Source organism: Pseudoduganella sp. SL102, assembly GCF_027856995.1.
Lineage (GTDB): Bacteria > Pseudomonadota > Gammaproteobacteria > Burkholderiales > Burkholderiaceae_D > Rugamonas > Rugamonas albidiflava.
On record NZ_CP115554.1, the window covers coordinates 6,874,035 to 6,890,953 of the forward strand.

Sequence of the window (16,919 nt, forward strand, 5' to 3'; positions counted from 1 at the left end):
CGATTACGGCGCAGCGGGCGCAAGGCGGTCGAGCGCCAGGTTCAGCGCCAGTACGTTGACCCTGGGTTCGCCGAGGAAGCCGGACAGCGGCCGCTCGGCGTGATCCTCGATCAGGGCCGCCACGCCGGCCGGGGCGATGCCGCGAGCGCGCGCCACGCGGCCGGCCTGGTAGCGCGCCGCCGCCAGGCTGATCTCCGGATCCAGGCCGCTGGCGGACGCGGTGACCAGGTCGACCGGCACCGGCGCCGTATTGCCCGGGTCGGCCGCGCGCAATGCCGCGATGCGGCCCTTGACGGCATCGTGCAGTGCAGGGTTCGTGGGGCCCAGGTTCGAGCCCGCCGAAGCGGCGCCGTGGTTCGGCGCCGGGCTGGTGGCCGACGGCCGTCCCCAGAAGTAGCGCGGCGACGTGAACGCCTGGCCGATCAGGCGCGAGCCGACGGCCTGGCCGTCGCGGACGACGACACTGCCGGCGGCCTGGCCCGGCCAGGCCAGCTTGCCGATGCCCGTGACCACGGCGGGATAGACGATCCCGCACAGCAGCGTCAGCGTGGCGAAGATGGTGGCGGCGGGGCGGAGATGGGAAATCATGGGGGTTCCTTTCAGACGTCGTTCAGGCGAAGTGCAGCGCGGCCAGCGCCATGTCGATCAGCTTGATGCCGATGAACGGCAGCACCAGGCCGCCCAGGCCATACACGAGCAGGTTGCGGCGCAACAGCACGGCGGCGCCCAGCGCCCGGTACTTCACGCCCCGCAAGGCCAGCGGGATCAGGAACACGATGATCAGCGCGTTGAAGATCACGGCGGACATGATGGCCGAGCCGGGGCTGGCCAGGCCCATCACGTTCAGGCTGTTCAATTGCGGATAGGTGCCCACGAACGCCGCCGGGATGATGGCGAAGTACTTGGCCACGTCGTTGGCGATGGAAAAGGTGGTCAGCGCGCCGCGCGTCATCAGCATCTGCTTGCCGATCTCCACGATTTCCAGCAGCTTGGTCGGATTCGAATCCAGGTCGACCATGTTGCCCGCTTCCTTGGCCGCCTGGGTACCCGTGTTCATCGCCACCGCCACGTCGGCCTGGGCCAGCGCCGGCGCGTCGTTGGTGCCGTCGCCCGTCATCGCCACCAGCCGGCCCTCGGCCTGCTGGTGGCGGATCAGCTTCAGCTTGTCCTCGGGCGTCGCTTCGGCGAGGAAATCGTCGACGCCCGCCTCGGCGGCGATGGCCGCCGCCGTCAGCCTGTTGTCGCCGGTGATCATCACGGTACGGATGCCCATCTTGCGCAGTTCGGCAAAGCGCTCGCGGATGCCGGCCTTGACGATATCCTTCAGCTCGACCACGCCCAGCACCCGCCCGCTGTCGACCACCACCAGCGGCGTGCTGCCGCGGCGCGCCACGTCGTCCGCCAGGCGCGCCACCTCGGCCGGCCAGTGGCCGCCCTGCCGCTCGACATGCCTGCGCATCGTATCGGCGGCGCCCTTGCGCAACTGCCGCTCGCCGATATCCACGCCGCTCATGCGCGTCTGCGCCGTGAATTCCACGAATACCATGTCCTCTTCGGCTCCCGCGGCAACCAGCTCATGCGCTCGTTCGTCCATCGCAAACCGCTGGCGCGCCAGCACGACGATGCTGCGCCCTTCCGGCGTCTGGTCGGCCAGCGAGGCCAGGTTCGCCGCACTGGCCAGCTGTTCTTCCGTCACGCCGGGCGCCGGCAGGAACGCGGCCGCCTGGCGGTTGCCGTGCGTGATCGTGCCGGTTTTATCCAGCAACAGCACGTCGACATCGCCGGCCGCCTCCACCGCCCGGCCGGAAGTGGCGATCACGTTCGCCGCCATCATGCGGCTCATGCCGGCCACGCCGATGGCCGACAGCAGGCCGCCGATCGTGGTGGGGATCAGGCACACGAGCAGGGCGATCAGCACCGTCACCGACACTGGCGCGCCGCTGCCGGAAGCCTGCACGGCGAACAGCGAGAACGGCAGCAGGGTCACGGTCACCACCAGGAACACGATGGTCAGCGCGACCAGCAGGATGGTCAGTGCGATCTCGTTCGGCGTCTTCTGACGTTTGGCGCCCTCCACCATCGAGATCATGCGGTCGATGAACGCCTCGCCGGGATTGACGGCGACGCGCACCACCAGCCAGTCCGACAGGACCCGGGTGCCGCCCGTCACCGAGGAAAAATCGCCGCCCGATTCGCGGATCACCGGCGCCGATTCGCCGGTGATCGCGCTTTCATCGACGGATGCGACGCCTTCGATCACCTCGCCATCGGCGGGCACGACGTCGCCCGCCTCGACCAGTACCGTCATGCCCTTGCGCAGGTCGCTGGCCGGTACCGGCAGCCAGCTGGTGCCGTATGCCGGAGTGGCCAGTTTCTTCGCCGTGACCTGCTGTTTCAGCGCACGCAGCGATGCCGCCTGCGCCTTGCTGCGGCCCTCGGCCAGTGCCTCGGCGAAGTTGGCGAACAATACGGTGAACCACAGCCACACCGCGATGGCGGCGATGAATCCGGGGCTGGCTTCGCCGCTGCCGGTGGCGGCCTGCGCGGCCAGCAGCGTGGTGGCGATGCTGCCCACGTAGACGACGAACATGACCGGGCTGCGGAGCTGCACGCGCGGGTGCAGCTTGCGCAGCGCATCCAGCGCGGCGGCTCCCGACAGCCGGCGGTCGAACAGGGTGCTATCCATGAAAACCTCTTAGTGGAAAAGTTGCAGGTGCTCGACGACCGGGCCGAGCGCCAGCGCGGGCACGTAGTTCAGCACACCCACCAGCAGCACGACGCCGATCAGCAGTGTCACGAACAGCGCGCCATGGGTCGGCATCGTGCCGGCCGTGACGGGCAGCCGCGCCTTGCCGGCCAGCGAACCGGCGATCGCCAGCACCGGCACGATCACGCCGAAGCGGCCGAACCACATGGCGATCGCCAGCATCGTGTTGAAGAACGGCGTATTGGCGGACAAGCCGGCAAACGCGCTGCCGTTGTTGTTGGCGGCGGAACTGAAGGCATACAGGATCTCGGAGAAACCGTGCGCGCCGGGATTGGCGATGCCCGCCGTGCCGGCCTCCGCCACCACCGCGACGGCGGTACCGGACAACACCAGCAGCGGCGTGACGAGAATGGCGATCGACGTCATCTTCATCTCGTAGGGGCCGATCTTCTTGCCCAGGTATTCCGGCGTGCGGCCGATCATCAGGCCGGCGATGAACACCGCCAGGATCGCGAACACCAGCATGCCGTACAGCCCGGAGCCGACGCCGCCGAAGATCACTTCGCCGAACTGCATCAGCAGCAACGGCACGGCGCCGCCCAGCGGCATCAGCGAATCGTGCATCGCGTTCACGGCGCCGCAGGAGGCGGCCGTGGTCACGGCCACGAACAGCGCCGATCCCTTCACCCCGAAGCGGGTTTCCTTGCCTTCCATATTGCCGCCCGACTGCAGCGCGCCGGCCGCCTGGTCCACGCCAAGTGCCTGCAGCGCGGGGTGCGCGGCCTGCTCGGCGGCGAACACCGCGAGCGTCATCAGCACGAACACCACCGTCATCGCCGCCAGCACGGCCCAGCCCTGGCGGATATCGCCCACCATGCGGCCGAACGCAAAGCACAGCGCGGCGGGAATCAGGAAGATCGCGAGCAGCTCGATGAAATTGCTCAGCGCCGTCGGGTTCTCGAACGGGTGCGCGGAATTGGCGTTGAAGAAGCCGCCGCCGTTGGTGCCCAGCAGCTTGATCGCTTCCTGCGAGGCGACCGGGCCCATCGCCAGCGTCTGCACACCGCCTTCCAGCGTGGCGACGGCGCGGTAGGCGTCGAAGTTCTGGATCACGCCCTGGCTCATCAGCAGCACGGCCAGCAGCAGCGACAGCGGCAGCAGCACGTACAGCGTGGCGCGGGTCGCGTCGACCCAGAAATTGCCGATGGAACCCGTGGCGCGGGCCGCGAATGCCCGGATCAGCGCGAACACCACGGCGATGCCGGTGGCGGCCGAGAAGAAATTCTGGCCGGCCAGCGCCACCATCTGGGTCAGGTAGCTCATGGTCTGCTCCCCCGCGTAGCCCTGCCAGTTGGTGTTGGCGACGAAGCTGACGGCCGTGTTGAACGACGAATCCGGGCTCACGCCGGGCAGCGACTGCGGATTCAGGGGCAGCCACCCCTGCAGGCGCTGCACGGCATACACGAACAGCGTGCCCAGCGCGTTGAAGACGATCAGCGCGGTGGCATAGGCTTGCCAGCCCATGGTCCGGTCGGCCGGCACGCCGGCGGCGCGATACAGCGCTCCTTCGAACCGGTGCAGCCAGCCCAGGCCCCGGATCGGGCCATCGCCCTCGCCCACCCGGGCCAGGAAGGCGCCCAGCGGCCAGGCCAGCGCCAGCAGCACGAGCAGGAAGGCGCCCAGCAGGATCAGCGATGGGGTCGTCACAGCGCCTCCGCCTTCAGGAGCGCCACCAGCAGGTAGACGAACAGGGCGGCGGCAGTGGCGGCGCCGGCCACGTACACGACTTCGGTAGGGTTCACGGCCGGCTCCCCAGGCGGGCGCACCCCGCCGCCATGCCCCATGCCAGCGCGGCAAACGCGCCGATCAGTGCCAAAAACACGCTATCCATCGCTTTCCTTCCAGCTGTTGTCATGGAAGGCAGGTTATCGACGGGGGTCTAAAAACGGGGTAAAGACTTGCCGCCCCCGTGTAAACAAGGTATAAAAACGCCTTTTTACTGTATATTCATACAGCATTTGTATAATGTGTCCCACCCGGCGGCACCGTGTCGATGCGAGAGCGCTTGCTTTCCGGCCCGGCGCCTCGGCTAGAATGCCGGACTATCCGCTACCGCGTCCACCATCCGTTTCAGCTTCAATTACGCAATTTGCAAGTATGGCCACCAAAAAACCAGTTTCCGACTACAGCGAATCATCGATCCGCGTCCTGAAGGGCCTCGAACCCGTCAAGCAGCGTCCCGGCATGTATACCCGGACGGAAAATCCGCTGCACATCATCCAGGAGGTGATCGACAACGCATCCGATGAGGCGCTGGGCGGCCATTGCCGGAACATCGTCGTCACGCAGAACGGCGATGGCAGCATCACCGTCGAGGACGACGGCCGCGGCATCCCGGTCGGCCTGCACCCGGAAGAAAACGTGCCCACCGTGGAAATCGTGTTCACCCGGCTGCACGCCGGCGGCAAGTTCGACAAGGGCTCGGGCGGCGCGTACGCGTTTTCCGGCGGCCTGCACGGCGTCGGCGTGTCCGTCACCAACGCGCTGTCGAAGCGCCTGGAAATCAATGTCTGGCGCAAGGACGACAAGGGCAACGGCTACCACACCATCGTGTTCGAGAACGGCGACCTGGTGCAGCCGCTGGCCTCCGGCCCGGCGCCCAAGGATGGCAAGAAGTCCGGCACCCGCGTCACCGCCTGGCCCGATCCGAAGTATTTCGACTCGCCGCTGATTTCCCAGGTCGAGCTGCAGCGCCTGCTGCGCTCGAAGGCGGTGCTGCTGCCGGGCGTGACCGTCACGCTGAAGAATGCCAAGACGGGCGACGTGCAGACGTGGCAATACAACGACGGCTTGCGCGGCTACCTGATGGAAGCGCTGGCCCAGACCGGCAACGGCGAAACCTGGGTGCCCCTGTTCGAGGGCGAGCAGTTCGCCGGCCCGGACGCGGAAGGCTTCGCGGAAGGCGAAGGCGCCTCGTGGGTGGTGGCATGGACGGAGGAAGGCGCCATCATGCGCGAATCCTACGTGAACCTGATTCCCACGCCGAATGGCGGCACGCATGAATCCGGCTTGCGCGAAGGCTTGTTCGGCGCGATGAAGAACTTCGTCGAACTGCACTCATTGTTGCCGAAAGGCGTAAAACTGCTGCCGGAGGACGTGTTCGCGCGTGCCTCGTTCGTGCTGTCGGCGAAGGTGCTCGACCCGCAATTCCAGGGCCAGATCAAGGAACGCCTGAACTCGCGCGACGCGGTGCGCCTGGTCTCCACGTTCAGCAAGCCGGCGCTGGAACTGTGGCTGAACCAGCACATCGACTGGGGCAAGAAGCTGGCCGACCTGGTCATCAAGCAGGCCCAGTCGCGCCTGCGCTCGGCGCAGAAGGTGGAGAAGAAGAAATCGTCCGGCGTGGCCGTGTTGCCGGGCAAGCTGACCGATTGCGAATCGACCGACGTGTCGCGCACCGAACTGTTCCTGGTCGAGGGCGACTCGGCGGGCGGCTCGGCGAAGATGGGCCGCGACAAGGAATTCCAGGCCATCCTGCCGCTGCGCGGCAAGGTGCTGAACTCGTGGGAAACCGACCGCGACCGCCTGTTCGCCAACAACGAGATCCACGACATCGCGGTGGCGATCGGCGTCGACCCGCACAGCTTCAGCGACACGCCGGACCTGTCGAACCTGCGCTACGGGAAAATCTGCATCCTGTCGGACGCCGACGTCGACGGCTCGCACATCCAGGTACTGCTGCTCACGCTGTTCTTCCGCCACTTCCCGGCGCTGATCCAGAACGGCAATATCTGCGTGGCGCGCCCGCCGCTGTACCGCGTGGATGCGCCGGCGCGCGGCAAGAAGCCGATCCAGAAACTGTATGCGCTCGATGACGGCGAACTGACCGCGATCGAGGACAAGCTGCGCAAGGATGGCCTGAAGGATGGCAGCTGGAGCATTTCCCGCTTCAAGGGCCTGGGCGAGATGAACGCCGAGCAGCTGTGGGAAACCACCATGAATCCCGATACGCGGCGCCTGCTGCCGGTGGCGCTGGGCGATTTCGCGCATACCGAGGCGGCGGCCCGCTTCAACATGCTGATGGGCAAAGGCGAAGCCGCCGCCCGCCGCGCATGGATCGAGGAACACGGCAACGAAGTCGAAGCAGATATCTAAAATAGTGAAGAAGCACCATGAGCCAAGCAAACCTCTTTGACGCACCGCCGCCGGACGATCCGGCCAATGGCGGCAACGACGGCAACGGCGGCGAATCGCTGACCCTGTCCACCTTTGCCGAACGCGCCTACCTCGACTACGCGATTTCCGTGGTCAAGGGCCGCGCCCTGCCCGACGTGTGCGACGGCCAGAAGCCGGTGCAGCGCCGCATCCTGTATTCGATGAACGAACTGGGGCTGAACGCCACGGCGAAGCCCCGCAAGTCCGCCACCGTGGTCGGCGACGTGCTGGGCAAGCTGCACCCGCACGGCGACCAGTCGGTGTACGACGCGCTGGTACGCATGGCGCAGGACTTCTCGCTGCGCTACCCGCTGATCGATGGCCAGGGCAACTTCGGCTCGCGCGACGGCGACGGCGCCGCGGCGATGCGTTATACCGAAGCGCGCCTGACGCCGATTGCGAAACTGCTGCTCGATGAGATCGACCACGGCACCGTGGACTTCATCCCGAACTATGACGGTTCGACGGAAGAACCGGCGCTGCTGCCGGCGCGCCTGCCGATGGCGCTGCTGAACGGCGCTTCCGGCATCGCCGTCGGCATGGCCACCGAGATCCCGTCGCACAACCTGCGCGAAGTGGCCGCGGCCACCGTGGCGCTGATCCGCAACCCGAAACTGTCGCACGCCGAGCTGATGGAAATGATGCCGGGCCCGGACTTCCCGGGCGGCGGCCAGCTGATCACGCCACAGGCGCAGATCGCCGACATGTACGCCTCCGGCCGCGGCAGCATGAAGGTGCGGGCACGCTGGAAGATCGAGGAATTGGCGCGCGGCCAGTGGCAGGCCGTCGTGTACGAACTGCCGCCGGGAACGTCGGCACAGAAGGTGCTGGAAGAAATCGAGGAATTGACCAACCCGAAGGTCAAGCTGGGCAAGAAGGCGCTGTCGCCGGAACAGCTGGCGCTGAAGCAGCAGATCCTCGGCGCGCTGGACACGATCCGCGACGAATCGGGCCGCGCCGCGCCGGTGCGCCTGGTATTCGAGCCGAAATCGAAGAACCAGGACCAGAACGAATTCATGCTGATGCTGCTGGCGCACACGTCGCTGGAAACATCGGCGCCGATGAACCTGGTGATGATCGGCGGCGATGGCCGTCCGCGCCAGAAGGGCCTGACCGAGATCCTCACGGAGTGGATCGCCTTCCGCTTCGCGACTGTCACGCGCCGCACGCAGCACCGCCTGGCCAAGGTCGACGACCGCATCCATATCCTGGAAGGCCGCGAAACGATCCTGCTGAACATCGACGAGGTGATCCACATCATCCGCAATGCGGACGAACCGAAGCAGGCGCTGATCGCCCGCTTCAACCTGTCCGACCGGCAGGCCGAGGATATCCTGGAAATCCGGCTGCGCCAGCTGGCGCGCCTGGAAGCGATCAAGATCCAGCAGGAACTGGCCGAACTGCGCAAGGAAAAGGGCACGTTGCAGGACCTGCTCGACAATCCTTCGTCGATGAAGCGGCTGATCATCCGCGAGATCGAAGCCGACGCCAAGCAGTACGGCGATGCGCGCCGCACGCTGATCGAGGAAGCGCAGCGCGCCACCGTCGAACAGAAGATCGTCGACGAACCGGTCACCGTGATCATTTCGCAGAAGGGCTGGGTGCGCGCGCGCACCGGCATCGGCCATGACCGCGGCCAGTTCACGTTCAAGGCCGGCGATGCGCTGCACGATGCGATCGAATGCCGCACCGTCGACACCCTGCTCGGCTTCGGCGACAACGGCCGCGTGTACTCGGTGCCGGTGGCCGCGTTGCCGAACGCGCGCGGCGACGGCGTGCCGATCACCACGCTGGTCGACCTGTCCGGCGGCGCGCGCCTGCTGCACTACTTCGCCGGTCCCGCGTCGACGCAGCTGCTGATGGCCTCCGACGCCGGCTTCGGCTTCGTCACCAAGGCGGGCGACATGGTCAGCCGCCAGAAGAGCGGCAAGTCGTTCCTCACGCTGGACGATGGCGCCAAGCCGCTGGCACCCACCGTGGTGCTGCCCGAGGCCAGCGCGATCGCCGTGGTGTCCGAGAAGGCGCGCCTGCTGGTGTTCGGCATGGACGAGATGAAGGTACTGTCGAACGGCGGCCGCGGCGTGACGCTGATGGAACTGGAGCCGAAGGAAAAACTGGTGGCCGCCTGCGCCATCACGCAGAAAGGCGTGACCGTCATCGGCATCGGCAACGCGCAAAAGGTCAAGGAAGAGCGGATGACGCCGAACGCGCTGGCCGAGGGCGAGCACTTCGGCAAGCGCGCGAAGAAGGGCAAGCCGATGCCGACCCGGATCAAGCCGACCGGGTTGCTGGCGAACTGATGTCGGGCGCGTGCTCTGCTGCGCGGCCGATACTGAAAAGCCCGGGATGATTCCCGGGCTTTTTTACGCCCGCCAGCGCATTGGTGTCGGCATCGCATGGGAAAACCGGCGGCCCCTGGGGTCAGACCCCCATCACCGCTACCGACAGGGCTCGCTGCCAACGGTGACGGGGGTCTGACCCCGGCACTTGCTGTCCGTGTGTTTTGTGCGCTGCTGCGCGGCCGATACCCAAAAACCCGCGGCGCCAGCACTGGTTTCGGACACTTTTTCCGGACGATTTTCCCGGAAAAGGTGTCCGAAACCGGTCTTCCCTTCCGGTGTCGGCATCGCATGGGAAAACCGGCGGCCCCTGGGGTCAGACCCCCATCACCGCTACCGACAGGGCTCGCTGCCAGCGGCAACGGGGGTCTGACCCCGGCACTTGCTGTCCGTGTGTTTGTGCGCTGCTGGGCGGCCGATACCCAAAAACCCGCGGCGCCAGCGCTGGTGTCGGACACTTTTTCCGGACGATTTTCCCGGAAAAGGTGTCCAACACCGGTCTTCCCTTCCGGCGTCGGCATTGCATGCGAAACCGGCGGCCCCTGGGGTCAGACCCCCATCACCGCTACCGACAGGGCTCGCTGCCAACGGTGACGGGGGTCTGCCCCCGGCACTTGCTGTCCGTGTGTTTTGTGCGCTGCTGCGCGGCCGATACCCAAAAACCCGCGGCGCCAGCGCTGGTGTCGGACACTTTTTCCGGACGATTCTCCCGGAAAAAATGTCCGACACCGGTCTTCCCTTCCGGCGTCGGCATTGCATGCGAAACCGGCGGCCCCTGGGGTCAGACCCCCATCACCGCTACCGACAGGGCTCGCTGCCAACGGTGACGGGGGTCTGACCCCGGCACTTGCTGCCGGCCCTTGGGGTCTGACCCCGGCACTTGCTGTTCCTGTGTTTCAAGCGGCCGACCGCAGCAGCGGCCGCGGTGCCGTCCGCGCCAGGTATTGCTGCGCCGCCGCGTACCCTGCCTCGTAGCGCCCCGCCACGCTGTGCCGGGAGAAATCGTGGTCGCCACCGGCCGGCGCCGGCGTGGCGGCGATCACGTGCAGGTTCTTCAGCGCGCGCAGGCGCATCAGCCAGGCAAATGCCGGCAGCGATTCCACGGCCGTGCCGGCCGCCACCGTCTCCAGCTTGTCGAGCATCGCCACGAAGCCGTCGAGCTTGGCATCGCCGCCATACTGCGCCCAGAAGCGGTTCTGGTATTGCAGCGCGATCGTGCGCGTCTGCACTTCCTGCATGGTGGCCGGCGTTGGCTGGCCATCGGTGGGGAACAGGTCGACGACGAAGATCGGCAGCGAGCCGATTTCTTCCGGTTCCAGCAGGTTCAGCAGCGAATCGATCGGCGTGTTGGAGAACAGCCCGCCATCCCAGTAATCGGTGCCGTCGATGCGGGTGGCCGGAAAGCCCGGCGGCAGGCTGCCGCTGGCGACGACATGGGATGGCGTGAGCTTCGTGCGCACCGCCCTGTGGTGGCAGCTGTCCACGTGCGCGCCATGGGCCACGTGGTTGGAGAACGTGGTTTGCCCGCCCGTGTGCAGGCTGGTGGCCGTCACGCCGAAGCGGATGTGCGCGGGATCGTTGAGCTGCTCGAAGTCCAGGTGGGCCGCCAGCGTGGCCAGCATCGGCGCCGTGGTGCAGAAGCTGGTCCAGCCGGCCAGGTTCCAGTAATCGGTACGGGACAGCCAGAAGTTCGGATTGCCCAGCAGTGACAGGTCGGCCTGCTTGTCAGCCGGCAGGAACGGCACGGTGGGCAGTGTGATCGCCTGCCACATCTTCTTCAGGCTGGCGGCGATATCGCCATCCTTCGCGCCGGCGATCGACGCCGCGTTGATCGCACCGATCGACACACCGGTGACCGCCCTCGGATACCAGCCTTCCTCGACCAGCGCCGTGACCACGCCATACTCGAACGCCCCCAGCGCACCGCCACCTTGCAGGATCAATGCCATCGGCTTTTTCATGAACTCCTCCGTACGAACAGATCAAGAGAAGTTCCAGATTGCCGGGCGGACGCGAGGCGGTGTTGATCCGCGTCAATGGCTCACGGAAAGCAACAGCGGCGCAGGAACCGCCGATAGCGTTCGCGGATTCCGCGGGATGTCGGGAACGAACACCGGTGTCCGACACCGGGGCGCTGCTGCCACTGGCTGCATCGCATGCCGCTCACTGAACGGCAAAACGCCTGGGGCCGTGTCGTTCAACACGGCCCCAGGCGTTCTTTACTGCGCTGCCGGCTTAGTGCTTGGCAGCTTCCTTCTTCACGTCGGCATTGGCCTTGGCGATGGCTTCGTTGGTCTTGGCGGCGGCCAGCGCTTTTTCCTTGTCGGCTTCAGCCACTTCCTCGGCTACCTTGGCATCGGCCTTGGCGATTTTCTTGGCGGCCGTGGCATCGGCGGCGGCGATCTTCTTGTCGGCCTTGGCTTCGGCCTTCAGGCGGTCTTCCGGATCGGCGTCGGCCACTTTTTCACCGGCCTTCAGGTGTTCCTTGTTGGCCTTTTCCTGGGCCTTGGCGACCTTTTCATTGGCCTTCGACTGGGCTTTCGCTACATCTTCATCCGCGTTGGCCACTTTCTTGGCCTGCTTTTGCTGTGCCTTGGCGATGTCCTGCTGGGCTTCGGCCTGGGCCTTGGCGACATCGTTCGACTGGGCGTAGGCGGTGGTTGCAAAGACGCCGGCGATCAGGGTTGCGAGCAGTTTGTTCATGATAGACACCTTTCCAGTGGTTTTATCGGAGTACGTTGTTGTACGTTGTTGAATGCGTTTTGTTCTGTCACGGGATCAGAATAAAGTTTCCAACCGATATCCACTGTGCGGTATCGAACCTAGTAACATTTTGTTATCTTTCTTACTTTCTTCCCGGTCGCGAGTAGAGGTCGATGGTCTGCCCCACCGCCTCCGCGCACACGGCGCAGAAGGCTTCGCTGCGGTCGAACATCAGGCATTGCTGCTGCGAGCGGTAGTAACCCTTGGCCTCGTAGTTGGCGCCCTCGAACGCGCCCACCGTCTTCGCGTGGGGCGCCTGCGAGAACAGGCGCCCGGTCCAGGCGAGATCTTCGGCGAACAGCTTGCTCATCTCGGCTTCGGGCCGGTTGTCCTTGCGCAGCCGGGCGCGCACCTTCTGGTACTCGCGCGAATGGGCTTCGTAGGCGTCCTTCGGCCACGGCGTCGGCAGCGGCGTGCCGGGCTTGACGAAGTGCCGCCATTTCACATTGGCCGGATCGTGCAGCGCCGTCACGTTCGGCTCCCACGGCTCCGGGCGCCCGGCGCTCGCCTGGTAAGCCACCGGCGACGTGTAGTACTCGTCCGCCAGCCCGGCGAAGTGGTGGCCGAACTCGTGCACGAACAGGTAGTTGGCCCAGTCGTTGTTGGCCGCCGCCGTGCTGAACTGGCCGTAGATGCCGCCACCGCCGTAGGTATCGTTGTTGACGAGGATCTCGATGAACTCGTAGGGCGCGTGCTGGGCGATGTCGCGCAGCGCGCGGTTATCGGTGGTCAGCACATAGCGCTCGCTGCCGAAGATGTCGTAGCGGGTGTTCAGCGCCGAAGCGTGATGGGTGTTCGTCGACGGCCGGCTGACGCCCGGCTCCTCGGTCGGCACGGCCAGGCCCCACACGTTGAAGTCCTGCGCGCGTTCCTTGAACGGCGACACGGTGAACAGGTAGTCGGCCAGGCGCTTCGCGGTCTGCTCGAACTTCTTCAGCTCGGCGCGCGTGTAGCCGTCGCCAAGGATCAGCAGGTCGACCTTCTGCGGCGATGGCCCGCTGACCCGGAGCGGGATCGGCTGCGCCGGTGCCGGCGGCTGCTTGCGCACCACGTCGAGCGCATCGGTGTCGACGTCGGCCGTCCACACGATCGAGAACTGGTTGCGCTCGTCCCGTTTCAGGATGCGCACCTTGACCGGGGCGTCGGGTTTCGGAAAGCGCACCGATTCGCCGAACGCGCGCGTCGCCTTGCCCGCCTCGTCGGTCGTCTTCCATTCGCCGAACACGGTCGAAAAACCGCGCGAGTACAGCAGCTTGCCCGTCTTCGCATCGACCACTTCCACCTTGTTGATGCCGCGGTCGGTGTCGTCCAGCGTGCGCGTCATGTCGCCCGGCCAGGGCAGCGGTTCGATCACCACGCGGTCCAGCGCGTAGTGCTCCGACAGCGCATTGCCGCTGTGGAGATAGTCGACGCGCACGGTGGCGGGTTGGGCGGCAAAGGCCGTGCCGGCGCAGGTGAGACAGGCCAGGCCGGCGAGGAAAAACGCGCGCATACAAGCTCCTGTAAACAAATGTGGCGGCCATTGTAACCGCGGCACCGGCAGTCCTTGCCCGCCCGGACAAAGCAGGATAACCTGCAGTTACCACCTCCCAGCCACCGAGCGCCGTGCCCTACGACACCCCGAAAGATCCGGACCAGATTCCGGATTACCTGCACGGCCTGCTGCTCGCCGCCGCCCGCCGCGATGCGCAAGCATTCCGCACGCTGTACGACGCCACCGCGCCACGGCTGTTCGGCTTTGCCCTGCGCATCCTGCACAAGCGCGAACTGGCCGAGGAAGCGCTGCAGGATGGCTACGTCGCCATCTGGCATGCCGCCGCCACCTACCAGGCCGCGCTGGCCGCGCCGATGACATGGATGGCCACCATCGTGCGCAACAAGGCGCTCGACATCCGGCGCCGCCAGGACCATCCGGTCGAAATCGATGCGGAAGGTTTCGACAGCGATATCGTCGCCGCGCTGGCCACGGCCGGTCCCGGCCCGGAAGATGCGCTGCAACGCTCGGCCGAGGCGCAGGCGCTGGCGCGCTGCATGGCCACGCTGGAACGCCGCCACCAGCAAGCCATCGGCCTGGCGTTCTTCCATGACCTGACCCACGGCGAAGTGGCGCAGCAGCTGGCACTGCCGCTCGGCACCGTGAAGACCTGGATCCGCCGCGGCCTGGACCGGCTGAAGACGTGCCTGGCCCGGGGGGAGGCGCCATGAACCACCGCGACCATCCCGACCTGTGCGACCGCCTGGCCGCCGAATACGTGCTCGGCACGCTGCAGGGTGGCGCGCGGCGCCGCTTCGAAGGCTGGCTGCATGGCGACGCGGCCCTGCGCCGCACGGTGGCCGAATGGCGCGACCGGCTGGTGCCGCTGGCCGAATTCGCGCCGCCGCAGGAGCCGCCGGCCCGCGTATGGCGCGGCATCGCCCAGCGCCTGCGCCTGGAGGATGGCGCGGCGCGGCCGTGGTACCGCGAGGCGCTGCAATGGTGGCGCATGCTGGCTGGCGCTTCCACCGCGGCGGCCGTGGCGCTGGCGGTGGTGCTTGCCGTGCAGGAGCCGGCGCCAAGCATCGACACCTTCGCCGCGCTGACGGACGACAGCGCGCGGGCGGCGGTGCTGGTCACGGCGGACCGCCGCAACAAGGTGATCGCCATCCGCGCGGTGAGCGGCACGCCGGTGCCTGGCGACCGCACGCTGCAGCTGTGGGCCATCACGCAGGCCGGCACGCCGCGTTCGCTGGGCATCCTCGACGAACGGGGCAGCGCCGCGATCGCGCTCAGCGACCGGGCGCTGGGGCCGGATGTCGCGGTGCTGGCCGTCAGCCTGGAGCCGAAGGGCGGCTCGCCGAACCCGAACGCGCCTACCGGGCCGGTACTGTACAAGGGGGCCTGGGTGCGCGTGCTGTGATCAGAACGCGTGGCTGAGCGTGAGCCGCACGGTGCGCGGTTCGACGGGGTGGAAATGCATGTCGTCGCGCCCGGGTAGTCCGGCCCGCGCCTCGCCGGGCAGGCGGGAAGCGTAGTAATACTCGATGTCGCTGGCCTGCCGGTCGAACAGGTTGAACACGTCCAGCGCAAGCCGAGTGTGCTGGCCGAAGCGGTAGCCGATGCGTGCCGCGGCCAGCGTGGACGGTCGCGAGCGCACGCTGCCGTCCTCCACCAGCGCACGCGGCCCCAGGTACCGCACGTCGAAGCCGGCCGACCAGCGTCCGCCGGCCTGCGCGTAGCGCACGTCCAGCGTCGCCATCCGTTCCAGCGCGCCGGGCACCCGGTCGCCCTCCTCCGCCGGCTGCGTGTAGCGGGCCCGGGAGACGGCCAAGTCCAGGTCGGCCCGCCATGGCCCGCGCTTCAGTTGCGTGTTCCACTCGATGCCTCGCCGCCGGCTGGCGCGGCTCGGCTCCGTGATGCCGGCATCGCCCACGTAGACCAGCTCCGAAGCGCTGGCCAGGCGCCACGCCGTCAGCGATGTCTCCAGCCCCGGCGCCAGCTCGCTGCGCAGGCCGAGCTCCATGCCGCGCGTGCGCACCAGCGGCGTCACGCCATCCACCACGCCCCGCGCATCGTTGCTGTGGAAGCCATGGCCGGCATTGAAGAACAGTTCCGCGCCGTGCCACGGCGCGGCGATGACGGCCAGCTTCGGCGTGGCGATCGTGGCATCGGCGCGGCGCCCGTCGACATCGAAGCGGTAGGCGTCGCCGCGCAGTCCGGTGACCGTGCGCAGCCACGGCGTCCACTGCACCGAGCTCTCGGCGAACACGCCCGCGCTGCTCTCCTTTATCCGGTCTTCGCGCACGGTGGCGATGGTGCGGCGTGCCACGGTCGTGTACAGCCCGACTGGCGACACCCGGTCGCTGCGCACCTGCACGCCGGCGCGGTTGTCCAGTTCCAGCCCGGCCAGCGTGCCGCGCCACGCATACTCCGCATCGCCGCCCAGCATCAGGCGCCGCTCGCTCTGGCGGAACTGGTCGCCGTCGTCCGGCCGGTCCAGCGCGTAGGTGAAATTGCTGTACAGGTCGAGCGCCGAGCGCACCGCCCAAGCGTTCAGTTCGACGCGGCCGCCGCCCCACGGACCCTGCCGGCCGGCGGACAGGCTGTAGCGCGAGGCCCGGCCGCCATCGCTGGCATCGAGGCTGCCGAAGCGGCCGACCTGCGCCACGGCGCGCAGCGGGATCTGGTCCGTCGCCCGCCAGCGGTTGCGGTAGGCCATGGCCGTCACGTGCCAGCCATCTTCGGCGCCGCCTTCCCCGCTTCCGCCGCTCCAGCGCAGCACGCCGGAGAAGCGGCGCACGTCTTCCGGAACGGTCCAGGGCCCGTCGTTGCGCTGTACCTCGAGGCCATACAGCAGCCTGTCCGCTGAAGTACCGCCCGCTGTGGTTCCGGCCAGCACCGCGCGCCGGTAGCCATGCTGGCCCGCCGTGATGCTGGCGGTATCCGGCACGGCATCGGCCAGCCCGATGCGCGCGCTGCCCGCCGAAGCGAAATCGCCGTCGCCGGCGGCATATGGCCCCTTGCGGTAGTCGATGCGCCGCACCAGCTCGGGCATCACGAAGTTCAGGTCCGAGTATCCCTGGCCGTGCGCATGGCTGCGCATGTTGACGGGCATGCCGTCGACGAAGGTGGCGAAATCGGTGCCGTGGTCGAGGTTGAAACCGCGCAGGAAATACTGGTTGGCCTTGCCGTCGCCGCTGTGCTGGGTGACGGCGAGGCCCGGCACGAACTCCAGCAGCTCGCCGGTGCGCAGCAGCGGCCGGGCCGCGATTTCCGCCGCGCCCACGCTGCCGGCGCTGGCGGCATCGGCGCCGCCAGCGCGCTGGCCGGTGACCTGGACCACGGCCATGCCGGGTTCGGCGGCTGCGCAACAGGTCGCCGCGAGCAGGCCGCCCGCGGTGAAAATGGTTCGCCACAT

The 16,919-nt window shown here is 67.4% G+C and carries 12 protein-coding genes; 4 read left to right on the plus strand and 8 right to left on the minus strand.

Annotated features, from left to right (window positions below):
* Window positions 1-3 precede the first annotated feature (3 nt).
* From kdpC to OU994_RS29130, 4 genes are read right to left on the minus strand one after another with little or no spacing between them, the layout of a single operon-like run.
* Window positions 4-588, minus strand: coding sequence for a potassium-transporting ATPase subunit KdpC (gene kdpC / locus OU994_RS29115; protein WP_281608729.1), 585 nt, complete (start codon window positions 586-588; stop codon window positions 4-6).
* 22 nt (window positions 589-610) lie between these two features.
* Window positions 611-2,686: a potassium-transporting ATPase subunit KdpB gene (kdpB, locus tag OU994_RS29120; protein ID WP_281608730.1), complete on the minus strand. Its 2,076-nt coding sequence runs from the start codon at window positions 2,684-2,686 to the stop codon at window positions 611-613.
* 9 nt (window positions 2,687-2,695) lie between these two features.
* On the minus strand, window positions 2,696-4,414 hold the full coding sequence (gene kdpA, locus OU994_RS29125; protein ID WP_281608731.1) for a potassium-transporting ATPase subunit KdpA: 1,719 nt from the start codon (window positions 4,412-4,414) through the stop codon (window positions 2,696-2,698).
* Window positions 4,411-4,509, minus strand: coding sequence for a potassium-transporting ATPase subunit F (locus OU994_RS29130; protein ID WP_131143893.1), 99 nt, complete (start codon window positions 4,507-4,509; stop codon window positions 4,411-4,413). Before OU994_RS29130 ends, kdpA begins: the two co-directional genes overlap by 4 nt.
* A gap of 355 nt (window positions 4,510-4,864) precedes the next feature.
* Between OU994_RS29130 and OU994_RS29135 the strand changes: the two genes are divergently transcribed.
* Both OU994_RS29135 and parC read left to right on the plus strand, forming a co-directional pair.
* A complete protein-coding gene (locus OU994_RS29135) occupies window positions 4,865-6,862 on the plus strand; it encodes a DNA topoisomerase IV subunit B (RefSeq protein WP_281608732.1) in 1,998 nt (665 codons plus the stop codon).
* A 17-nt stretch (window positions 6,863-6,879) separates the two neighbouring features.
* A complete protein-coding gene (gene parC / locus OU994_RS29140) occupies window positions 6,880-9,222 on the plus strand; it encodes a DNA topoisomerase IV subunit A (RefSeq protein WP_281608733.1) in 2,343 nt (780 codons plus the stop codon).
* Between the two features lie 935 nt (window positions 9,223-10,157).
* On the opposite strand, the gene OU994_RS29145 is transcribed toward parC, so the two are convergent.
* The 3 genes from OU994_RS29145 to OU994_RS29155 form a co-directional block, all read right to left on the minus strand.
* Window positions 10,158-11,222, minus strand: a complete 1,065-nt coding sequence (locus tag OU994_RS29145; RefSeq protein ID WP_281608734.1) for a patatin-like phospholipase family protein — start codon at window positions 11,220-11,222, stop codon at window positions 10,158-10,160.
* A 274-nt stretch (window positions 11,223-11,496) separates the two neighbouring features.
* On the minus strand, window positions 11,497-11,964 hold the full coding sequence (locus OU994_RS29150; RefSeq protein ID WP_131143886.1) for a hypothetical protein: 468 nt from the start codon (window positions 11,962-11,964) through the stop codon (window positions 11,497-11,499).
* Between the two features lie 142 nt (window positions 11,965-12,106).
* Window positions 12,107-13,516, minus strand: coding sequence for an IgA Peptidase M64 (locus OU994_RS29155; protein ID WP_281608735.1), 1,410 nt, complete (start codon window positions 13,514-13,516; stop codon window positions 12,107-12,109).
* A 113-nt stretch (window positions 13,517-13,629) separates the two neighbouring features.
* Between OU994_RS29155 and OU994_RS29160 the strand changes: the two genes are divergently transcribed.
* Both OU994_RS29160 and OU994_RS29165 read left to right on the plus strand, forming a co-directional pair.
* Entirely contained in the window at window positions 13,630-14,229 is a 600-nt protein-coding gene (locus OU994_RS29160; RefSeq protein ID WP_307731764.1) for a sigma-70 family RNA polymerase sigma factor, read from the plus strand.
* Window positions 14,226-14,921 (plus strand): anti-sigma factor domain-containing protein, encoded by a 696-nt coding sequence (locus OU994_RS29165; protein ID WP_281608736.1) that lies wholly within the window; start codon window positions 14,226-14,228, stop codon window positions 14,919-14,921. Before OU994_RS29160 ends, OU994_RS29165 begins: the two co-directional genes overlap by 4 nt.
* On the opposite strand, the gene OU994_RS29170 is transcribed toward OU994_RS29165, so the two are convergent.
* A complete protein-coding gene (locus OU994_RS29170; protein ID WP_281608737.1) occupies window positions 14,922-16,919 on the minus strand; it encodes a TonB-dependent receptor in 1,998 nt (665 codons plus the stop codon).